We start from the raw sequence: 19579 nt of genomic DNA, 5'->3' as shown, positions 1-19579 counted from the left end.
ATGTTTATTCCTTCGCCAGCGGTGTGGTCACGATTTCTGTTTTTGTCTCTCCCTGAATGGCCGCAATCCTGTTTTCAACCTCTTTCACCTGTTGTGGGCTATGAAGCAGGGTATAGGTGAGATCAAACTGCGCGCTAGCCCCTGGCTGTAATTGCTTAACCCGTTTCTGCTCACGTTCTATGGTCACGGGGTAGGCGTAGCTCGTACCCGGCTCAATCCCCGTAACGTACCCCTGTTTTGGCGTATCGGTATTTTTCCATAAGGTCAGCACGGGTAGCTGGCGTGTATCAAACTGAATTGACGCGCCTTTATCGCCGGCTTTGTTGACCACCGCCGCGAGGGTTTCGTGGTTGTTGTCCGCAAGCGGTTTGATGTTAAAGACCATCTCATCAAAGCCTTTTGTCGGCCCGGCATAGGTTTGCCAGTTGTCTACGCCCGCTTTAGCGTAATCGTTGAAGGGGCTCACGCTTATCGCCGGAGCAAGGAAGCGTGCACCTTCTTCGAGGACCGGTGTCCCGAAGTTACTGTGATAGATGATTTGATAGTCATGAGGGTAATCGGCATGGTTTGTCAGGACATCATGCAGGCTGAACTGGTTAGTTCCTGGAACGTAACGCAGTTCGGTCATGGTTTGCAGATCCGCTTTTTTAAACGTGCTCTCTTTGATTAACCCGCGAATACGAATTTCATACGGGGCGGTATCCGCAACGTCAACTTCGACCTGAGAAGCCGGGGTATTACCGGCCTTGCCGTGAAGCGTATAAATCTGGCCGTCAGCCGTGACCGGGTGTCCCGTCCACTCATAACCACAGCGGACCATCATCTCATTGAATCCTTCCAGCCAGCCGAGGCCGTTTCTGCTTTCCAGATTTATATACGCCGGGTTAACGACCTCTTTAACGGGAGAATTCCACCCCAGTCGGGTACCAAAACCTTCAACATGCAGAAGATTCATTCCGCGCGTCGGGCTGAGGGTAATTGTCAGACCGTTTTTACTGCTGATAATGATAACTTTACTGCCTTCCTGCTTTCCGCCGTGCAACACTTTCTGCTCAATGCTGAACGTTTGGTCGTTAATTTTCAGCTCATCGCTGGAAATCTTCCAGTTTCCTTTTTCTACGCTGCTTTCAGCGCTGGTCAGCACCCACGTTTTTGCTGCGGCGTGACCCGAAACCAGTACCGCAAGGAGCGTTAAAGCCAGTTTTATTTTCATTTTGATCCCTTTTGCTGAAACGATTATTTGATTTCGTAAGCAAATCTAATGTTTTTCCGTAAAGGTAAATGTGATGGGCTTCACTGAGGGCGAAGATGATAAATATTAACCAGTATTATGTGGGAAAGATCGCATTATTGTTGAGTTTCTGATATTGAATTGCATAAATACTGTGAAGTTATCATATTTATGCTTTAACGATTCAGCGCGTGGGTAATAAAAAACCCCGCCATCGCGAGGTTTTGAAAACGAAGTATAAATTGCTAAGTCACTGTTATGCTTTAAGCTTATCCAGTGCGGCGGTGTAATCCGGCTCGGTCGTAATTTCGTTAACCAGTTCGCTGAAAAGGACAGTGTCGTTTTCATCAATAACCAGTACAGCGCGTGCTGCCAGACCTTTCAGTGGACCTTCCGCGATGCTAACACCGTATTTTTCGAGGAAATCCGGGCTACGCAGGGTGGAGAGGGTGATAACGTTGCTCAGGCCTTCAGCGCCGCAGAAGCGGGATTGGGCGAACGGCAGGTCAGCGGAAATGCACAGCACAACGGTGTTGTCCATTTCGGTGGCCAGCTGGTTGAATTTACGCACGGAGGCAGCGCAAACGCCGGTATCAATGCTTGGGAAAATGTTCAGCACTTTGCGTTTACCCGCAAACTGAGCCAGTGTGACGTCAGACAGATCTTTAGCCACCAGAGTAAAAGCCTGCGCTTTGCTGCCAGCCTGCGGAATGGAACCTGCAACAGCAACCGGGTTGCCCTGGAAATGAACGAGTTGTGACATAGATATCTTCCTGTTTACATATAGTTAACGTCGGGGCTAGTGTATGCCATCAGCAGATAACACGGCAAACCAATTTTTTCGCCTTTCCGGGCCGCAAGGAGTCAGTGATGAGAAGCGTTAAGGTCTATGAAGAAGCCTGGCCATTGCATACCCCGTTTGTGATCTCTCGCGGCAGCCGAAGCGAAGCCAGCGTGGTGGTCGTTGAAATCGAAGAGGACGGTTTTAAAGGCGTTGGTGAATGCACGCCTTATCCGCGCTATGGGGAAAGTCTCGCGTCGGTCATGGCGCATATCATGACGCTGGTTCCGGACCTGCAAACCGGACTTTCTCGCGAGGCGCTCCAGCACCGTTTACCCGCCGGGGCCGCGCGCAACGCCATTGATTGTGCGCTCTGGAACCTGGAAGCGGCGAAACAGCAAACATCACTGACGTCATTGCTGGGCGTGGTGCTGCCGGAATCGGTGGTTACCGCGCAAACGGTGGTAATCGGTGAGCCGGAACAGATGGCCGCCAGCGCAAAAGCGCTCTATGACGCCGGGGCAACGCTATTGAAAGTGAAACTCGACGATCGCCTGATCAGCGAGCGAATGGTCGCTATTCGCTCAGCGGTTCCCGCCGCCACGCTCATTGTTGACGCCAACGAATCCTGGCACCCGGAAGGGCTGGCCGCACGATGTCAGCTGCTGGCCGACCTGGGGGTCGCCATGCTGGAGCAGCCTCTGCCAGCAGAAGATGATGCGGCGCTGAATAATTTTATCCATCCATTGCCCGTCTGCGCGGATGAAAGCTGCCATACCCGGGAACGTTTGAGCGACCTTCAGGGGCGCTATGAGATGGTCAATATTAAGCTCGACAAGACCGGCGGCCTGACAGAGGCGCTGGCCCTGGCGGAAGAGGCCCGGGCGCAGGGATTTGCGCTGATGCTGGGCTGCATGCTCTGCACGTCCCGGGCGATCGGCGCGGCGCTACCGCTGGTTAATCAGGTCCGTTTCGCCGATCTGGATGGCCCGACGTGGCTGGCGGTTGATGTGTCACCCGCGCTTGATTTTACCAGCGGCGTGCTTCATCTCTGAGGCTGCCAGCGTAAAAGCTCCATCATGGCTTTTAAGTACTTTTCGCTGGCTTCGTCGGACGAGATCGCCGGGAATTCAGCGGTAATGCAGGGCAGGCTCAAATCGGCGCACCAGCTACCGAATGATCCTGGCGTTTCATAGCCGACGCTGGTGACGAGTGGCAGGGAAAATGCTTTCGCCAGCCAGGCGCCCAGCTCGGAGTGACGCGGATCTTCAATACACGCCAGCGGATCGTGGAAAGAGACAATCCATGCAGGGTGGATCTTATGGATGAGCTGGCACAGCGCCTGGGTTTCAGGCTCCGAGCCCGGTTTATCTCCCGTCAGCAGAACCACATCACGCTCCTCGGCGGAGCTGTTCCAGCGATAAACGGTTTCTCCGGCTCGCCAGTTTGCTGCCGGGAAATTACGATTTAAGTCCACGCCTCTCGCATTGGCGCGTAGACCGAGCTGACAGCCGTCCGGGTTAACCGCCAGAATCACGTGATGACGCCGTAATGAGGGCGTTAGTGTCCGCAGCGCGCATGAAAGCGTCACGATGGAGGAGTTTTCGTCACCGTGCGTGCCGGCAAGAATCAAGCCGCTGTCGCGGTCGGCATCGGGGGCGGGGAACCAGATCAACGATGCGCCTAAAAATGAGCGGCCATATTGCTCAGCGCCCGGCGGAAAGGCGCCGCGTTCCGCTCTCGGTCGGGTGGTTGTCATACGAAATCCTGATAAAAAGATCACTACTCGCAGTGTTGTGCAAAACACGCGGTTAATCAAATAGTTTCCGAAATGGTTGAGAATTGCCTTAAATCACTATTCGGGAGTAAGTTATTTGCATTTCTTTTTGTCGAAACAAATAATTACGCATCTGCTTGTTACCTGAATTCATTAAAGGGGATCTTATGAAGCATCCTGTTTCGCGTCTTTTTGCCGCACTGTGCCTGTGCGGACTCTCTTCACTCTCTTTCGCTGCGGATGTGCCACAGGGTACGGCACTGGCGCAAAAACAGGAGCTGGTCAGACACATTAAAGACGAACCGGCTTCACTCGATCCGGCAAAAGCGGTGGGGCTGCCAGAGATTCAGGTGATTCGCGATCTCTTCGAAGGTCTGGTGAATCAGAATGAGAAAGGGGAGTTGACGCCGGGAGTGGCAACGCGCTGGCAGAGCAACGATAACCGCATCTGGACATTTACCCTACGCGATAACGCGAAGTGGTCCGACGGTTCGCCTGTCACCGCCCAGGATTTTGTCTACAGCTGGCAGCGTCTGGTTGATCCGAAAACGACCTCTCCATTTGCCTGGTTTGCTGCCCTGGCGGGTATCAACAACGCGCAGGCCATTATTGATGGTAAAGCTGCACCCGATACGCTTGGCGTAACGGCGGTCGATGCCAGAACATTACGCGTCCAGTTGGACAAACCGCTGCCGTGGTTCAGTAATCTGACGGCTAACTTTGCCTTCTACCCCGTGCAAAAAGCCAACGTAGAAAGGGGTAAAGAGTGGACCCGTCCGGGATCTCTGGTCGGCAATGGTGCCTATGTCCTGAATGACCGCGTGGTGAATGAAAAACTGGTTGTCGTCCCCAATACCCACTACTGGGACAATGCAAAAACTGTCCTGCAAAAGGTCACCTTCGTACCGATTAACCAGGAATCATCGGCCACCAAACGTTATCTGGCGGGTGATATTGATATTACCGAATCGTTCCCAAAAAACATGTATCAGAAGCTCCTGAAGGATATTCCGGGACAGGTTTACACACCGCCTCAGCTGGGCACGTATTACTATGCGTTCAATACGCAAAAGGGCCCAACGGCCGACTCCCGCGTTCGCCTGGCGCTGAGCATGACCATCGATCGCCGCATTATGGCGGAAAAAGTGTTAGGCACGGGAGAGAAGCCCGCATGGCACTTCACGCCTGACGTGACGGCCGGGTTCACCCCGGAGGCCTCGCCATTTGAGCAGATGTCGCAGCAGGAGCTGAACGCCCAGGCGAAAACCTTGCTGCAGGCCGCGGGGTATGGCCCTCAGCGTCCGCTGAAGCTGACCCTGCTGTACAATACTTCAGAAAATCATCAGAAGATTGCCATCGCGGTGGCGTCCATGTGGAAGAAAAATCTCGGTGTGGATGTCAAACTGCAAAACCAGGAGTGGAAAACGTATATTGATAGCCGTAATACCGGTAACTTTGACGTGATCCGCGCCTCCTGGGTGGGCGATTACAACGAGCCATCGACCTTCCTTTCGCTGCTGACCTCAACCCACAGCGGTAACATCTCGCGTTTCAACGACCCGGCCTACGATAAAATTATCCACCAGGCGACGCTGGAAACCACGGCGAAAGCGCGCAATACGGACTACAACATGGCGGAAAAAATCCTCACGGAGAAAGCGCCTATCGCGCCGATTTATCAGTACACCAATGGCCGCCTGATTAAGCCGTGGGTGAAAGGCTATCCTATTAATAACCCGGAAGACGTGGCGTATAGCCGGACGATGTATATTGAGAAGCACTGACGGGAGAGAATAACCTTGTCGCACTGAAAACTGGCGCACTCTGGCGCCAGTTTTTACTTATGCCCGCGCGTGCCGCTGATGGGCCGCACCACTGTTACTCCAGCAAAGCGCTAAACTTCGCCAGCCACTGTGGATGAGCGGGCCAGGCGGGGGCGGTGACCAGATTACCGTCTACATGTGCCTGGTCGATGCCGATACTGGCGTAGTGTCCACCGCTAAGACGCACTTCAGGCGCACACGCCGGGTAGGCGCTGCAGGTTCGGCCTTTTAGTATGCCGGCAGCAGCAAGCAGTTGCGGACCATGGCACACGGCGGCGATTGGCTTACGTGCCGCGTCAAATGCCTGCACCAGCTTGAGCACATCGTCATTTAACCGCAAATATTCTGGCGCTCTGCCGCCCGGGATAAGCAGTGCGTCATAATCCTGCTCCCGTGCGGCGGAAAAGTCAGCATTGAGGACAAAACGGTGGCCGGGCTTTTCGCTGTAGGTCTGGGCACCGTCGAAGTCATGGATTGCCGTCATGATGTAGTCCCCCTTCGGTTTGTCGGGGCAAACGGCATCCACCTGATGACCAATCATCTGTAATGCCTGAAACGGGACCATGGTTTCATAATCTTCGGCGTAATCGCCCACCAACATCAGGATTTTCTTGCTCATCTTTCCTCACCTTTATTTATAGAGATGATTAAGATATAGCCTGGTATGGCTCAATTGCCGGAAATAAAAAAGCCCGTCAGAGCACAGGCTAAATAAGCAAATGAATTATTGCACTACAGCGCATCGAAGGTCGGGTACAAGGTATTTTCCAGATATTCAACGAAATACCAGATCTCACCGCTAAAAATAAACCACAAGCCAAATATAATAAGGATGAAAATGATTAAGGTGAGTATTATTTCAGTCTTTCCCATTGTAGCGACTACCCACCTGTCAGTGATTTACATAAGTGGGGCATTGTAACGACGCTTTCCCGTATACTCCAGTCTCATGCCGCAAGGACTTTATTACGTCCATCGTTTTTGGCGCGATAGAGCGCGTCGTCTACGCGTTTAAACAGCTCATCAATACTCTCTTCCGGTTCATGCCTTGCCACACCAATGCTGACGGTAAAACGGGGTAATCCGGGTATGGTGATACGGGTTACCGCCGCGCGGACGGATTCGGCAATCTTCAGGGCAGTGTCGAGAGAGGTGCGCGGCAGGAGGATGACAAACTCTTCCCCTCCCCAGCGAAATACGAGGTCATCTTGCCTGCTGCAGGCTTCCAGCGTGCGGGAAAGGGCGATAAGCACCTCATCACCTTTCAGATGGCCGAAGAGGTCGTTGATGTTTTTAAAATGATCGGTATCCACCAGCAGCAGGCTAAATTGCTGTTGCGCGGAAAGGTGGCTCAGGTTGGTTTGATCGATAATATTGTAGAACTGGCGTCGGTTAAGTAAGCCTGTCATTGAGTCACGTAACGCAGCATTTTCCAGCTCCAGCTCGAGCCTTTTTTGTTCGGTGATATCATGGATGATGCACAACATCAGTTTGTCACCGTAAATCTCAATGGGCCCCGCGTAGGTCTGGACATGGCGGGTGGTGCCATCGGCAAGACGGTGAACAAAATTAAACGGCTTATGTCCGCCGGGCAGTGCGGCAATCTCCGTCATAATGGGCATGACACCTCTCCCCAGGGTATTTATCTCCCAGGTGTGTTTATTGCACATTTCATCATGCGAATAGCCATAAAAGCTGAGCGCGGCCAGGTTTGCATCGACAATTTGCCCGTCGCGAGCTGGGTCGATTAACAGCATTGGCGCACTGTTGGTCAGGAAAAAACGGGCGTAAAAACCCTGTTTTTTACGCTGATAGGTTGTGGAACGGCTGGCTTTCAGGCCTGATGGGGCCTGAGAAGAAATCCCTTCAAAAACGATAACATCGCCATAAGGCGTGAAGTGGGAGAGAGAGAGGCGGCAGCTTAACGGTGTATCTTGCCCGGCACGGCTAATCGTCCAGATCTCGACAATATCGTGATCGTTTTTCAGTTCAGGAACATACATCGACAACACGCTTTGCGCACTTGCGGAACAGGTGCCTTTACGCAAGCCATCCAGTGTTTTATTACCCATCAGCTGTGTTGCGGCCACATTGGCAAAAATGATCTGTTCTGAAACAGGAGATATGAGCCACACGGGCGTTTTAATTGCATTCAGCGCATCAAAACCATTTTGCGACATAGGCATTTCCTGTTCATCGGCATCTTATGCCTGACAATCACGTCAGATTAACTCGCGTCCACTCCTCTGAAACATACGCTATTCAATCCTGTCAGGCATGATTTTTTTGTGAAATAAATGCGGGATCCGTATGAATTTTACTCATGGGTATAATTTGTTTATCTGAGTTTTTCTGTAGCAGCAGCCACGGAACCTGTTCCGCAGGCAATGGGCGGGAGAAAAGGAACCCCTGCAGATAGTCACAGCCAAGGCTGGTCAGTATCGCCTGCTGTTCGTCCGTTTCAATGCCCTCAGCAACGACATTCATCTCCATGGTCCGGGCGATATTAATAATGGTTTCCACCAGCTTACGGCTTTTCTCGTTTTCCAGCATAGAAGTGACAAAACTCTTATCAATTTTTAGCTCTTTTGCCGGGAGAACGCTTAACATCAGCAGGTTAGAATAGCCAGTACCAAAATCATCAATAGAGACGGTGACACCCGCATGGTTAAAGGCGTTCAGGAGCTCGATACTGCGGTCGAGATTTTTAAGCGCGGTACTCTCTGTTACCTCCAGAATCAGCCGGGAGGGAGACAGATTATATTTTTCCAGCATCGACGAGACGATGTGAAAGATATCCGGCTGTTCGAACTGAACGGGGGATAAATTGAGCGACAATGTCCACTGACTGAAACCCTGTTCCGTCCAGAAATGAAGCTGCCGACACGCGGCCTCAATCGCCCAGTTGCCAACCGGAATAATCAAACCCGTTTGTTCCAGCGTGGGTAAAAACAGTCCCGGCAGCAAAACGCCTTGCTCCGGATGACGCCAGCGGAGAAGTGCTTCAAAACCGTGGATCGTCTTATCTTCCGCGTGCCAGGTTGGCTGATACCAGAGCTCAAACTGATCGCGTTCCAGGGCCTGAGAAAGCGCCTGAAGAAAACCCGGTTGCGCCGGCACTGTTGTTGACATCTCCGGACGGTAAATTGCCCAGCCGTTACGTCCATCCTCTTTAATATGTTGTAAGGCTGCATCAGCCTTAAACTTCAGTTCATGTAGCGTTTCGCCATCTTTCGGATAGAGGCTGACCCCCGCGCTGATGGTGGTGTTTAGCGTGTGACCGCAGAGTGAAAGCGGGCGGCGCATATCCGCGAGGAGGGTGGTGAGCAGGGTATTAAGCTTTTCATCATCACATTCGGGAACCAGCAGGATAAAAGCATCCCCGCCCAGTCTGGCCAGCGTCATCTCACGGGTAAGCCGGGACGTAATGCGCTGGGCAATAGTGATTAGTAACTCATCACCCACGCTGTGGCCCCAGGTATCATTCACGCGTTTGAAGTGATCGACATTCAGGAAGATCACGGCAAACTGTCTCTTGCTCAGCAAGGCGCTGCGAAGACAGTCCTGCATTCGGATATCCATCTGATGATGGTTTGCGAGCCCGGTGAGGGCATCGAAGCGAGCCTGAAGCTCAAGCTGGCGATTGAGTTGTCGCAAATTGTCCGTCAGCCGGGTGGTGCGCCAGTGCGAATCGATTAGCGAAATAATTAACATCACGCCAAGAAGTGAGAGTGTGGTGACGGAAACCCATATGGATAATCCCAGCTCGCCGATCCCGCCGGGAAGCGTGCGTGCCATCTCATGGAAATGCGCGGCACTCATGCCCGTATAATGCATTGCGCAGATGGCGGCACCCATGACTAAGGCCGCGAGAATGCGATTTACAAAGACCCCTTTGTGCTTATCCCGGAGACGAAAAGCCAGCCACAACGCCACACCGGAGGCGACAACCGCAATTACCACGGACAAACCGACAATCCGCTGATCCCAGAGGATGCTTCCCTCCAGCATCAATGCGGCCATACCGATATAGTGCATCGAGACCACGCCAGCGCTGAGAATGATCGTGGCGACTGTCAGTCTAAACAGGGAGAGGTGTTTGCCCGTAACGGCAATATTAATGGCCGTTGTGGAGGCTATAACCGCCGCACCAAGTGAGGCCAGGGTTATCCAGAGGTCGTAGCTCATCATCATGGGCATTTGCATCGACAGCATGCCGATGAAATGCATTGACCAGATCCCGATGCCCAGCGTTACGCCTCCGGCAATCCGCCAGAACAAAGCCGCTTTTCGGCTGGAAAGGGGAATTTTCCCGGCGCTGTCCAGAGCTACAAAGGAGGCGATAAACGCCACCAGATAAGAGACAGCAATCAACACAGGGTCCCACGATATATTGAGCATTATGCAATCCCACGCCTGAGAGGGTTACCGATTTCGCCTGCCGGCACATTTTTATCGGGCAACGAAAATGCGCATTCAAACCATATTAGTTATTTATCGTGAAAAATGACCAGTCATATAACAACTCTATACTCACCGGGAATATAAAATATATTCTCGTTTTTAACTTATTAAGCATTGCTAAACATAGACCACTATCACTAGCAAAGCGCCTTAAATACGTGGACGAACGAATCGTCTCGTCGCAGGTGATGGTATCGCTTAACGTGGTTGTGAACCAGTATCACAGCATTCGGCGCAGCACATTTTTACTAATACGCTTTTTTTACCTGACTTAAGCTAAATATCGGGTGCGTAACGGCGAAGCGAGAAACCAGCGCGTTAGGTGAGGACAAACGTAAAAGTGAATGCTATAAGTCTTAATGCCGACCAAAATATAAGTTGTGGGTAAAATCATGCTAAGAAATATTAGTGTCAGGACCTTCATTGCCTGGTTCCTGTTATGCCTTTTTTTGGTAAATGCAGGTATCGTTGCTCTATTTTCCAGCAATTTCTCTCTCTTCATTTCGATTAATCTGGTTAATTTCGTTGCACTGTTTTTGCTCTGGAGTTATATGACGAAGTTTCTTGTGACGCCGATCAATACTGTGAAAAAAAGTATTGAAGAAGTGACCGCAGGTAATCTTGGTGTCTCAATTCCTGAGTTTGGCAATAACTGCGCGGGACGATTAATCCCCGGAATTAATAGTCTTTCCAGCAACATTGCGACGCTGGTGCGTGAGATCAGGGCGTCATCTCAAAACGCCATGACCTTGTCGGATCAACTCTCTGCCCGTAGCGCTCAGCTCTCGGTGAAAACAGAGCAGCAGTCTGCCTCTCTGGTGCAAACCGCTGCCAGTATGGAGCAGATGGCGGCAAGTACCCGAAACAATGCCGATAACACCCGTCTGGCGAGCGAGCAGGCAAACGTCGCGACATTGCAGGCGCGTAAGGGAGGAGCGCTGATGGAGCAGGTTGCCAGCAATATGCAATCCATAACCGAGTGCGCGCAGCAGATGACGGAAATTATCTCCCTAATCGACGGGATTGCATTCCAGACAAATATCCTGGCGCTTAACGCGGCGGTTGAGGCGGCGCGGGCGGGCGATCACGGCAAAGGGTTCTCCGTCGTCGCGGAAGAGGTGAGAAACCTGGCGCACCGCAGTGCGGAGGCCGCGAAAAACATCAAGACGCTGATTGACGTCACCAGCAGTAATGTTACCCAGGGTGCCAGCGTCGTGTCGGAAGCGGAAAAGAATATGCATGAAATCGTGACCGGTTCCGGCAATGTCAGCCGGTTGATGGATGAGATTTCTACCTCGACCGCTGAGCAGGAGAAAGGCATTTACCAGATCACCCTGGCGCTGTCTGAACTGGAGCGGGTCACGCAAAGTAACGTCGCGATGGCGGAGGAACTCAATGGTTCCTCTGATGTCCTGCGTAATCAGGTGATTGAACTGCAAACGCGGACACGCAATTTCAGGCTTGAGCAGGGACACTCGCCGTCATCGTTGACCGGCCCTGCACCTTTCCTCCAGCGGCCCGAGCACTCGCTCTGACAGCACTTCAAAGCCTGGCATGCCAGGCTTTTCTTCTCCTGAAACACAGTATGTACAATTCCTGAACGATTTCAGCGCCATGCGAGACATAGTTGTTGCTTAACCTCCGACGGAAGCTAGACTGACATCGAAAGAGCTAAACAGGGGGGAGGCGCAGTGGAGAGCATTAAAGGATCAGAACTTAACGTTCCTGACGCAGTTTTTGCGTGGGTGCTGGACGGTCGCGGCGGTGCCCGGCCGCTGGAAGATAATGATGTCATTGATAAAGAGCATCCCTGCTGGCTACATCTCAACTATACCCATCCGGAAAGTGCTGACTGGCTGGCCACGACTCCGTTGTTGCCCAACAACGTGCGCGACGCCCTGGCAGGAGAAAGCCTGCGCCCACGTGTGAGCAGAATGGGGGACGGGACGCTTATCACCCTGCGCTGCATAAATGGCAGTACGGATGAACGTCCCGATCAGCTGGTGGCGATGCGCGTCTATATGGACGACGGGCTGATTGTGTCCACCCGCCAGCGGAAGGTCCTGGCGCTGGACGACATTGTGAACGATCTCAAAGAGGGGACCGGACCGGTTGACTGCGGTAGCTGGCTGGTGGACGTCTGTGACGCCCTGACCGATCATGCGAGCGAGTTTATTGAAGAGCTGCACGATAAAATCATCGACCTGGAAGATAACCTGCTCGATCAACAGATCCCGCCGCGCGGTTTTCTGGCGTTATTGCGTAAGCAATTGATCGTGATGCGTCGCTATATGACACCGCAGCGGGATGTGTATGCCCGTCTGGCCAGCGAAAGACTCAACTGGATGAATGACGATCAGCGCCGCAGAATGCAGGACATAGCTGACAGACTCGGCAGGGGACTCGATGAGATCGACTCCTGTATCGCGCGAACGGCGGTGATGGCGGATGAAATTGCTCAGGTGATGCAGGAGTCGCTGGCGAGAAGAACCTATACGATGTCCCTGATGGCGATGGTCTTCTTACCCAGTACCTTCCTGACAGGGCTGTTTGGCGTCAATCTGGGGGGGATCCCCGGCGGTGCTTACCATTACGGCTTCACCGCATTTTGCGTCATGTTAGTTGTTTTGATTGGTGGTGTTGCATGGTGGTTGCATCGTAGTAAATGGCTGTAAATTTACGTTTTTTTGCCCTTTTGCAGAGATTAAAACGCTCTTTTAATTGAGCGAAGTCAATAAACATCAGCCCGGCAAGGTGCAATATTACTCCCGCAGGTGAATGCAACGTCAAGCGATGGGCGTTGCGCTCCATATTGTCTTACTTCCTTTTTTTGAATTACTGCATAGCACAATTGATTCGTACGACGCCGACTTTAATAGTCGGCTTTTTTTTGCCTCCTGTTTCTCAGCGTCTACCCTAAAAGGGACGACAACCAAGCCTGGAGGGAAAGATGAGCATTTTACTCGCTCTGCTCGTGCAACAATCGCGTCAGTCCGACCCTGTTCCCACCGATCCCGTGCCGATGCCCGATCCCATACCGCGTCCGCAGCCGATGCCCGATCCGCCGCCGGATGAAGAACCGATTAAATTGTCGCATCGAACCCTGAGATCTGCGAGGATACGCGCCATCTGACCGTAAAGATCACCACGAGAGACTACAGTGACCGCTTTTTCTACCCTGAATGTTCTGCCTGCCGCCCAACTCGACAACCTCAACGAGTTGGGATATCTCACGATGACGCCTGTTCAGGCGGCCGCGCTGCCCGCTATCCTTGAGGGCCGCGACGTACGCGTGCAGGCGAAAACCGGCAGTGGGAAAACGGCCGCTTTCGGTCTTGGTCTGCTGCAGCATATTGACGCGTCGCTGTTCCAGACTCAGTCGCTGATATTGTGCCCGACCCGCGAGCTGGCAGACCAGGTCGCGGGTGAACTGCGTCGCCTGGCGCGCTTTATGCCCAATACCAAGATCCTGACGCTCTGTGGTGGACAGCCGTTCGGCGCACAGCGTGATTCGCTCCAGCATGCGCCACACATTATTGTCGCGACGCCTGGCCGCCTACTTGATCACCTGCAAAAAGGCACCGTTTCGCTGGATGCATTAAGCACGCTGGTGATGGATGAGGCGGACAGAATGCTGGATATGGGCTTCAGTGATGCCATTGATGAAGTGATCCGTTTCGCGCCGGACGATCGCCAGACGTTGCTATTCTCTGCGACCTGGCCTGAAGCCATCGCCGCAATCAGCGGTCGCGTGCAGAAAAATCCGCTCACTATCGAGATAGACAGCGTCGACGCGCTCCCGGCCATCGAACAGCAGTTCTTTGAAACCTCACAGCAGGGAAAAATCCCGCTCCTGCAGAAATTGCTGAGTCAGCATCAGCCTGCGTCGTGCGTGGTGTTTTGTAATACTAAAAAAGACTGTCAGGCGGTGTGTGATGCGCTGAATGCGGCGGGGCAGAGCGCCTTATCTTTGCATGGCGATCTGGAACAGCGCGATCGCGATCAGACCCTGGTGCGTTTCGCCAACGGTAGCGCCCGTGTTCTGGTGGCGACCGACGTGGCGGCGCGCGGTCTGGATATCAAATCCCTTGAGCTGGTAGTGAACTTTGAGCTGGCATGGGATCCCGAAGTCCACGTCCACCGTATTGGCCGTACCGCACGTGCAGGAAACAGCGGTCTTGCCATCAGCTTCTGTGCGCCGGAAGAGGCGCAGCGCGCCAATATTCTCGCTGAAATGCTGCAGATAACGCTGAACTGGGTGAATGCACCGGGCAGCGTTAAACTCGTGCCGCTGGAGGCCGAAATGGCGACGCTGTGTATTGATGGTGGCAAAAAAGCCAAGATGCGTCCGGGTGATGTGTTAGGGGCATTAACCGGCGATATCGGTCTGGAAGGGGCGGATATCGGTAAGATTGCGGTTCATCCGGCGCATGTTTATGTGGCCGTGCGTCAGGCAGTTGCCCATAAGGCATGGAAGCAGCTGCAAAATGGCAAAATTAAAGGTAAAACCTGCCGCGTTCGTCTACTGAAATAAGGCATAAAGCGTCTCAGAAGTTCTTTCTGAGACGCTAACCGATTACTTCACTTCCAGCACGTTCAGACGCAGTTCGTCCAGTTGGTTATCATCGTCTTCCGGCTGCCAGCCCGCAGGCTGCATGGGGATCTCTTCACGGTCAAATGCCAGGTCACCGCCATTCACCACTTCTGAATCATGGTTGATGCCTTTGAAGTCGAAGAGCTCAACGTCAGCGAGGTGTGAAGGGACCACGTTTTGCATCGCGCTGAACATGGTTTCGATGCGACCCGGGTAACGTTTGTCCCAGTCGCGCAGCATGTCGCCAATCACCTGACGCTGCAGGTTTGGCTGAGAGCCGCACAGGTTACATGGAATGATCGGGAACCCTTTCGCCTGTGAAAAACGCTCAATGTCTTTTTCGCGGCAGTAGGCAAGAGGGCGGATCACAATGTGCTTGCCGTCATCGCTCATCAGCTTAGGCGGCATGCCTTTCATCTTGCCACCGTAGAACATATTCAGGAACAGCGTCTGCAGGATATCATCGCGGTGATGGCCCAGCGCAATTTTGGTCGCACCCAGTTCCGTCGCGGTACGATAGAGAATGCCACGGCGCAGACGGGAGCAAAGCGAGCAGGTCGTTTTCCCTTCCGGGATCTTCTCTTTCACAATGCCGTAGGTATTTTCTTCGACGATCTTGTACTCAACGCCCAGGTTTTCCAGGTATTCCGGCAGAATGTGTTCCGGAAAGCCCGGCTGTTTCTGGTCAAGGTTGACCGCTACCAGCGAAAAATTAACCGGCGCGCTTTGCTGAAGATTGCGCAGGATCTCCAGCATGGTGTAGCTGTCTTTACCGCCTGACAGGCAAACCATGATGCGGTCGCCTTCTTCAATCATGTTGAAGTCTGCAATGGCTTCGCCCACGTTACGGCGCAGACGCTTTTGCAGTTTGTTCAGGTTGTATTGCTCTTTCTTGTTAATTTCTTGATTAGCTTGCATTTATTCTTAACTCAAACCTCAAATGGGCACCAGCGGGATAGCATGATTTCAAACACCCTCTGCGCATTTGTGTGCCCATCCGACGGGTAATAAAAGACGGGTTCGCGCCTGCAGTGAAAACCAGCCTGCGAAAGTGTGCCGTGTATGGTACGGATTGCTGCGACGAATGCCAGCATGTTTTACGGAATAATCACCTTAACCTGACACTATCTTAAGATAGCGTATAATGGCTTTCCAGATCCGCCCGCCAATCCAGTGACTGTTCCTATGACGCTCAATCGTTTTTGTTTTTTGCTCCTGCTTGTCGCTGCGATCGGCAGCTTTTTCTCCTCGTCTTCCTTTGCCGTGTGGTTCCTGCTGATCAATGTGCTGACGGTGGTCATTTATGGCGCCGATAAAACGGCAGCACGGAAAGGGATGCGCAGGGTGCCGGAAACCACGTTACTCCTGTACGGTGTTGTGGGAGGGTGGCCTGGCGCGATTTTGGGTCAACAACTCTTTCGCCATAAAACGCAAAAGCAGCCGTTCAAAACCTGGTTTTGGATCAGTGTTGTGGTGAGTCTTTCAGCCATGATGGCGCTGTATTATTTCTCTCCTTTTACCCCTTATTGAGCGTTGTCAGGACCGCACACATTCCCGTTGACCTCAAGTTAACTTGAGCTTTTAAGATGTCTTCGACATGTTGATACAGGAGTAACAACTTAAAATGAAAGACATCGATGTAGGCTTCACGCATGTTGCGTTTATGGTCAGGGACCTGGAAAAAAGCATCACGTTCTATCGCCGATACGCCGGGATGGACGTTATTCATTCGCGTGAACCCGGTCTTCCTGATGCCCGAAAAGTAGCATGGTTGACTGACCACACCCGTCCTTTTGCGCTGGTTCTGGTGCAGGCAGACAACGTGACCGATACGCCGCTGGGGAATTTTGGCCACCTTGGGATTGCCTGCGCTACGCGTGAAGAAATTGACAGAAAAACGGCGATGGCCACTGAGGAAGGGGTATTACGTAAAGCACCGGAGGATCTGGGTGATCCCGTCGGGTATTATGTATTCTTTGCCGATCCTGACGGAAATACCTTAGAGCTCTCATATGGTCAGCGTGTCGGGCTGACAGCGACGGGTGAGAACGCATCTGAATAACGTGAAACGGGCCTACTGCCAAAAGTAGTAGGCCAATTCCTGGTGGGTTGCTGTTTTTTGCACAATCTGAATAATACGTGCAACAACACGGACGACAGCATCCCATGAATAGAAAATCTATTGCACTGGCAGCACTGGTGTTTTTCTCTGCGCCTGGCTGGTCAGCGTTTCAGGAGCGGGAATATAATACCTGGTATATAAAAAATGCCGTTCTCTATGACATGACGCAGACCTCGGACGGTTTTCCTGTCATGGTGAGCATATTCCAGCCTGAGCGTAAATCCGCAAATCTGGTGGTGTCGTACATCACTGAAGGCCGTTGCGATGATAATAACCAGCAGCTTAATGTGAATGGCAAAGTGCTGGCCGCAAAATATCGCTGTGTTCAGGTAGGACAGAACAGAATAGACCATTTCTCCGTGGTGGATGCGAACAGCGTCAATAGCCTGGTGACCTATCTAAAATCCGATTTCACGCTACTCCTGCAAAATGATATCAAGATTTGGGCGGCAAATATCAAAACGCCCAAATACGGTCTGACGCCGCGTTTTTAAAATCCTGCTACGCTTGTTTGTTGTATCAGGAGCATGAAGATGAAGAACAAAGACGAACAAACAGGATTAGTGGGGCTGGCGATCGGCGCCGCTGTTATTGGACTGGTTTCCGCACAGAGACCGATCGATCGCGACAGCATAGTGGATGAACTGGTCAGGCTGGGCAGGCAGAAAGGCGATGGTGTCGAAGATGAGGTTTTCGTTAAAGCCGCTCAGCTGGTGAGAAAAGGGGTATAACGATGGCTGAAGTACGTCATGCGCAGTGCCATTGTGGCGCGGTAGCCTTTACGGTCGAACTCTCTGATGGCTTTAACACCGCGCGGCGCTGCAGCTGCTCTTTTTGTCGTATGCGGGGCGCAGTCGCGGTTTCTGCTCCGTTATCGGGAATTACCGTAACTAAAGGCGAGGACAAGCTGACGGAGTACCGTTTTCACACCGGGACGGCGCGGCATTTCTTTTGCTCAGTCTGCGGAATATATACGTTCCATCAGCGTCGCTCTAACCCTAATGAATACGGCGTGAATGTGTCCTGTATTGAAAATGTCTCGCCGTTTGATTTCCCCGAAGTGACGGTAATGGACGGCGTCAACCATCCGAAGGACGGCGAAAGTGGGGTGTTTGGCTATCTCTCGTTTCGCAAAAGAGAGACCCATAAAAGCTAATTACTGCATGGGCAGGATTAACCGCCTTCCAGTCGGGTCAACAACGCACCGAGATGTCCGACAATATCGCGGAAATCAAAAATCAACGCCATCCACAAACAGGCTAAAAGAGTCAGTACGGTTAAGGATAGACGAGCAAACAACGCAGTTGTCCTTAATGAAGAAAGGGCTATCTGCGCAGTCTAACCTGCTTTCTCTCAACTTAGCCTCAACCAAAACCTTTCTGAAGCTACCATTTGTGATGGCATTCAAAAAAAAGCCCGCATTTCGCGGGCTCTGATCATCAGAACTGGTAAACCAGACCTAACGCGACGACATCATCGGTGCTGATGCCGTTGTCTTTGTAGAAGTTATCATCTTCATCCAGCAGGTTGATTTTGTAATCAACGTAGGTGGACATGTTCTTGTTGAAATAGTAGGTAGCGCCTACATCCGCATATTTAACCAGGTCCTGATCGCCCTGACCGTTGGCCAGGTCTTTACCTTTAGACTGCAAATAAGAAATGGCCGGACGCAGACCGAAATCGAACTGGTACTGCGCGGTCACTTCAAAGTTCTGGGTTTTGTTCGCCACGGCGTCGGTATTATCACCATACGGGGTCATGTTGCGGGTTTCAGAATACATCGCCGCCAGATAGATATTATTGGCGTCATATTTCAGGCCTGCCGTCCAGGCATCTGCTTTATCACCGCCCGCAGTGGTATTCGTCACCTGGTCGTTGGTACGGTCAGAAGAGGTGTACGCAGCACCGGCGCTGATGCCCATGCCAAGGTCGTAGGTGGTCGAAATACCGAAGCCGTCACCGTTCTCATGACGCGTGTCGCGGCCATTATTGGTGCCTTCCTGGTTGTTGCTGGCATCTTCATTTTTGCCCTGATACTGCAGCGCAAAGTTCAGACCCGGCACCAGACCGTAGAAGTCGGTGTTACGATAGGTTGCGACGCCGTTCGCACGGCCAGTCATAAAATTATCCGCATTGGTGTAAGAGTCGCCGCCGAATTCAGGGAGCATATCTGTCCAGCCTTCCACGTCGTACAGCACGCCATAGTTACGGCCATAATCGAACGAGCCGTAGTCACCCACTTTTACACCGGCGAAGGCCAGACGCGTCCAGGACTGGTTATCAGACCCTTCAGTGTTATTAGCCTGAATGTTGTACTCCCACTGGGCGTAGCCGGTCATCATGTCGTTGATCTGCGTCTCACCCTTGAAACCCAGACGCATGTAGGTTTGGTCGCCATCTTTAGAGGCGTCATCAGAGAAGTAGTGCAGGCCGTCTACTTTTCCGTACAGGTCTAATTTGTTGCCATCTTTATTATAAATTTCTGCCGCATGTGCTGCGCCAGCCATTAACAGAGCCGGAATCATCAGAGCCAGTACTTTTCTTTGCATTTTGGTATTCCTTTGCGGTTGTTTTTATTTAATTACCTGTTGAACTTTCCAAATAAGAAAGTGGTCTCATGCTAAAACACTCCGCAGAAGAGTAATAAAATATAATTGTTACGAATTGAGTTAAATCTAAACTGAATTAAACCACGGTAATGATCATTTGTTTGGTGAATAATTAAGGTTATACCATAACAAATAAAAATTTTTAATGAGTCGCCAGTTCAGGTAGTCTTTGCGTCGT

General features: G+C 52.0%; 21 protein-coding genes and 1 pseudogene. 11 read left to right on the top strand and 11 right to left on the bottom strand.

Annotated elements, in window-relative coordinates:
* Positions 1–4: 4 nt before the first annotated feature.
* Together L3068_RS12535 and tpx are read right to left on the bottom strand one after the other, a co-directional pair.
* A complete protein-coding gene (locus L3068_RS12535) occupies positions 5–1213 on the bottom strand; it encodes an aldose 1-epimerase family protein (protein WP_117580259.1) in 1209 nt (402 codons plus the stop codon).
* A 274-nt stretch (positions 1214–1487) separates the two neighbouring features.
* Positions 1488–1994 (bottom strand): thiol peroxidase, encoded by a 507-nt coding sequence (gene tpx / locus L3068_RS12530; RefSeq protein ID WP_014884043.1) that lies wholly within the window; start codon positions 1992–1994, stop codon positions 1488–1490.
* Positions 1995–2101: 107 nt separating this feature from the next.
* Here tpx and ycjG point away from each other — a divergent pair, with 107 nt between their 5' ends.
* A complete protein-coding gene (ycjG, locus tag L3068_RS12525; RefSeq protein ID WP_117580257.1) occupies positions 2102–3067 on the top strand; it encodes an L-Ala-D/L-Glu epimerase in 966 nt (321 codons plus the stop codon).
* On the opposite strand, the gene mpaA is transcribed toward ycjG, so the two are convergent.
* Entirely contained in the window at positions 3058–3771 is a 714-nt protein-coding gene (gene mpaA, locus L3068_RS12520) for a murein tripeptide amidase MpaA (protein WP_014884041.1), read from the bottom strand. The genes ycjG and mpaA overlap by 10 nt on opposite strands.
* 185 nt (positions 3772–3956) lie before the next feature.
* Between mpaA and L3068_RS12515 the strand changes: the two genes are divergently transcribed.
* Positions 3957–5573, top strand: a complete 1617-nt coding sequence (locus L3068_RS12515) for a peptide ABC transporter substrate-binding protein (protein ID WP_045268217.1) — start codon at positions 3957–3959, stop codon at positions 5571–5573.
* A 94-nt stretch (positions 5574–5667) separates the two neighbouring features.
* On the opposite strand, the gene L3068_RS12510 is transcribed toward L3068_RS12515, so the two are convergent.
* From L3068_RS12510 to L3068_RS12495, 4 genes are all read right to left on the bottom strand, one after another.
* Positions 5668–6231, bottom strand: coding sequence for a DJ-1/PfpI family protein (locus L3068_RS12510; protein WP_023330522.1), 564 nt, complete (start codon positions 6229–6231; stop codon positions 5668–5670).
* Positions 6232–6344: 113 nt separating this feature from the next.
* Entirely contained in the window at positions 6345–6485 is a 141-nt protein-coding gene (locus L3068_RS12505) for an Ecr family regulatory small membrane protein (protein ID WP_014884038.1), read from the bottom strand.
* Positions 6486–6559: 74 nt separating this feature from the next.
* Entirely contained in the window at positions 6560–7792 is a 1233-nt protein-coding gene (locus L3068_RS12500) for a sensor domain-containing diguanylate cyclase (RefSeq protein WP_058689910.1), read from the bottom strand.
* 91 nt (positions 7793–7883) lie between these two features.
* The gene (locus L3068_RS12495) at positions 7884–10013 is read right to left on the bottom strand and encodes a putative bifunctional diguanylate cyclase/phosphodiesterase (RefSeq protein WP_045135269.1); all 2130 of its coding nucleotides are present in this window, start codon (positions 10011–10013) and stop codon (positions 7884–7886) included.
* Positions 10014–10468: 455 nt separating this feature from the next.
* Here L3068_RS12495 and L3068_RS12490 point away from each other — a divergent pair, with 455 nt between their 5' ends.
* From L3068_RS12490 to dbpA, 4 genes are all read left to right on the top strand, one after another.
* Positions 10469–11611 (top strand): methyl-accepting chemotaxis protein, encoded by a 1143-nt coding sequence (locus L3068_RS12490; protein WP_117580255.1) that lies wholly within the window; start codon positions 10469–10471, stop codon positions 11609–11611.
* Between the two features lie 156 nt (positions 11612–11767).
* Positions 11768–12751 (top strand): zinc transporter ZntB, encoded by a 984-nt coding sequence (gene zntB / locus L3068_RS12485; protein ID WP_014884034.1) that lies wholly within the window; start codon positions 11768–11770, stop codon positions 12749–12751.
* Between the two features lie 275 nt (positions 12752–13026).
* Positions 13027–13209 carry a proline-rich small protein YnaL gene (gene ynaL, locus L3068_RS12480; protein WP_000025608.1) on the top strand — a complete coding sequence of 61 codons (183 nt, stop codon included), beginning with the start codon at positions 13027–13029 and terminating at the stop codon, positions 13207–13209.
* Between the two features lie 27 nt (positions 13210–13236).
* Positions 13237–14610, top strand: coding sequence for an ATP-dependent RNA helicase DbpA (gene dbpA, locus L3068_RS12475; RefSeq protein ID WP_014884033.1), 1374 nt, complete (start codon positions 13237–13239; stop codon positions 14608–14610).
* A gap of 42 nt (positions 14611–14652) precedes the next feature.
* Here dbpA and ttcA read toward each other — a convergent pair whose 3' ends face one another.
* Together ttcA and L3068_RS25325 are read right to left on the bottom strand one after the other, a co-directional pair.
* Positions 14653–15588, bottom strand: coding sequence for a tRNA 2-thiocytidine(32) synthetase TtcA (ttcA, locus tag L3068_RS12470; protein ID WP_023337352.1), 936 nt, complete (start codon positions 15586–15588; stop codon positions 14653–14655).
* Positions 15589–15599: 11 nt separating this feature from the next.
* A pseudogene (locus L3068_RS25325) lies at positions 15600–15774 on the bottom strand (hypothetical protein); the annotation flags it as partial.
* A gap of 81 nt (positions 15775–15855) precedes the next feature.
* On the opposite strand from L3068_RS25325, the gene L3068_RS12465 reads away from it, so the two are divergent.
* The 5 genes from L3068_RS12465 to L3068_RS12445 all read left to right on the top strand — a co-directional run bounded on the left by L3068_RS12465 (position 15856) and on the right by L3068_RS12445 (position 17948).
* Positions 15856–16200 (top strand): DUF1294 domain-containing protein, encoded by a 345-nt coding sequence (locus L3068_RS12465; protein ID WP_014883978.1) that lies wholly within the window; start codon positions 15856–15858, stop codon positions 16198–16200.
* Positions 16201–16294: 94 nt separating this feature from the next.
* Entirely contained in the window at positions 16295–16732 is a 438-nt protein-coding gene (locus L3068_RS12460; RefSeq protein ID WP_045135219.1) for a VOC family protein, read from the top strand.
* A gap of 104 nt (positions 16733–16836) precedes the next feature.
* Complete coding sequence (locus tag L3068_RS12455) at positions 16837–17286, top strand: hypothetical protein (RefSeq protein WP_014883976.1); 450 nt, start codon at positions 16837–16839, stop codon at positions 17284–17286.
* Between the two features lie 39 nt (positions 17287–17325).
* Positions 17326–17523 (top strand): hypothetical protein, encoded by a 198-nt coding sequence (locus L3068_RS12450; protein ID WP_014883975.1) that lies wholly within the window; start codon positions 17326–17328, stop codon positions 17521–17523.
* Positions 17524–17525: 2 nt separating this feature from the next.
* On the top strand, positions 17526–17948 hold the full coding sequence (locus L3068_RS12445) for a GFA family protein (protein ID WP_014883974.1): 423 nt from the start codon (positions 17526–17528) through the stop codon (positions 17946–17948).
* Positions 17949–17965: 17 nt separating this feature from the next.
* Here the strand turns inward: L3068_RS12445 and L3068_RS25270 are convergent, their stop codons facing one another.
* Together L3068_RS25270 and ompC are read right to left on the bottom strand one after the other, a co-directional pair.
* On the bottom strand, positions 17966–18091 hold the full coding sequence (locus L3068_RS25270) for a hypothetical protein (RefSeq protein ID WP_255199877.1): 126 nt from the start codon (positions 18089–18091) through the stop codon (positions 17966–17968).
* 140 nt (positions 18092–18231) lie between these two features.
* Positions 18232–19341 (bottom strand): porin OmpC, encoded by a 1110-nt coding sequence (gene ompC / locus L3068_RS12440; protein ID WP_014883973.1) that lies wholly within the window; start codon positions 19339–19341, stop codon positions 18232–18234.
* Between the last annotated feature and the right edge of the window lie 238 nt (positions 19342–19579).

The organism is Enterobacter cloacae complex sp. ECL414, assembly GCF_021869685.1.
GTDB lineage: Bacteria > Pseudomonadota > Gammaproteobacteria > Enterobacterales > Enterobacteriaceae > Enterobacter > Enterobacter kobei.
Note: the sequence above shows the minus strand (reverse complement) of the source record. Positions and strands in the feature narration are given on the sequence as shown.

Excerpts from the sequence above, each read along its gene's own strand:
- L3068_RS12535 (WP_117580259.1), bottom strand. The coding sequence starts at position 1,213 with ATGAAAATAAAACTGGCTTTAACGCTCCTTGCGGTACTGGTTTCGGGT.
- tpx (WP_014884043.1), bottom strand. The coding sequence starts at position 1,994 with ATGTCACAACTCGTTCATTTCCAGGGCAACCCGGTTGCTGTTGCAGGT.
- ycjG (WP_117580257.1), top strand. The coding sequence starts at position 2,102 with ATGAGAAGCGTTAAGGTCTATGAAGAAGCCTGGCCATTGCATACCCCG.
- mpaA (WP_014884041.1), bottom strand. The coding sequence starts at position 3,771 with ATGACAACCACCCGACCGAGAGCGGAACGCGGCGCCTTTCCGCCGGGC.
- L3068_RS12515 (WP_045268217.1), top strand. The coding sequence starts at position 3,957 with ATGAAGCATCCTGTTTCGCGTCTTTTTGCCGCACTGTGCCTGTGCGGA.
- L3068_RS12510 (WP_023330522.1), bottom strand. The coding sequence starts at position 6,231 with ATGAGCAAGAAAATCCTGATGTTGGTGGGCGATTACGCCGAAGATTAT.
- L3068_RS12505 (WP_014884038.1), bottom strand. The coding sequence starts at position 6,485 with ATGGGAAAGACTGAAATAATACTCACCTTAATCATTTTCATCCTTATT.
- L3068_RS12500 (WP_058689910.1), bottom strand. The coding sequence starts at position 7,792 with ATGTCGCAAAATGGTTTTGATGCGCTGAATGCAATTAAAACGCCCGTG.
- L3068_RS12495 (WP_045135269.1), bottom strand. The coding sequence starts at position 10,013 with ATGCTCAATATATCGTGGGACCCTGTGTTGATTGCTGTCTCTTATCTG.
- L3068_RS12490 (WP_117580255.1), top strand. The coding sequence starts at position 10,469 with ATGCTAAGAAATATTAGTGTCAGGACCTTCATTGCCTGGTTCCTGTTA.
- ynaL (WP_000025608.1), top strand. The coding sequence starts at position 13,027 with ATGAGCATTTTACTCGCTCTGCTCGTGCAACAATCGCGTCAGTCCGAC.
- ttcA (WP_023337352.1), bottom strand. The coding sequence starts at position 15,588 with ATGCAAGCTAATCAAGAAATTAACAAGAAAGAGCAATACAACCTGAAC.
- L3068_RS12465 (WP_014883978.1), top strand. The coding sequence starts at position 15,856 with ATGACGCTCAATCGTTTTTGTTTTTTGCTCCTGCTTGTCGCTGCGATC.
- L3068_RS12460 (WP_045135219.1), top strand. The coding sequence starts at position 16,295 with ATGAAAGACATCGATGTAGGCTTCACGCATGTTGCGTTTATGGTCAGG.
- L3068_RS12455 (WP_014883976.1), top strand. The coding sequence starts at position 16,837 with ATGAATAGAAAATCTATTGCACTGGCAGCACTGGTGTTTTTCTCTGCG.
- L3068_RS12450 (WP_014883975.1), top strand. The coding sequence starts at position 17,326 with ATGAAGAACAAAGACGAACAAACAGGATTAGTGGGGCTGGCGATCGGC.
- L3068_RS12445 (WP_014883974.1), top strand. The coding sequence starts at position 17,526 with ATGGCTGAAGTACGTCATGCGCAGTGCCATTGTGGCGCGGTAGCCTTT.
- ompC (WP_014883973.1), bottom strand. The coding sequence starts at position 19,341 with ATGCAAAGAAAAGTACTGGCTCTGATGATTCCGGCTCTGTTAATGGCT.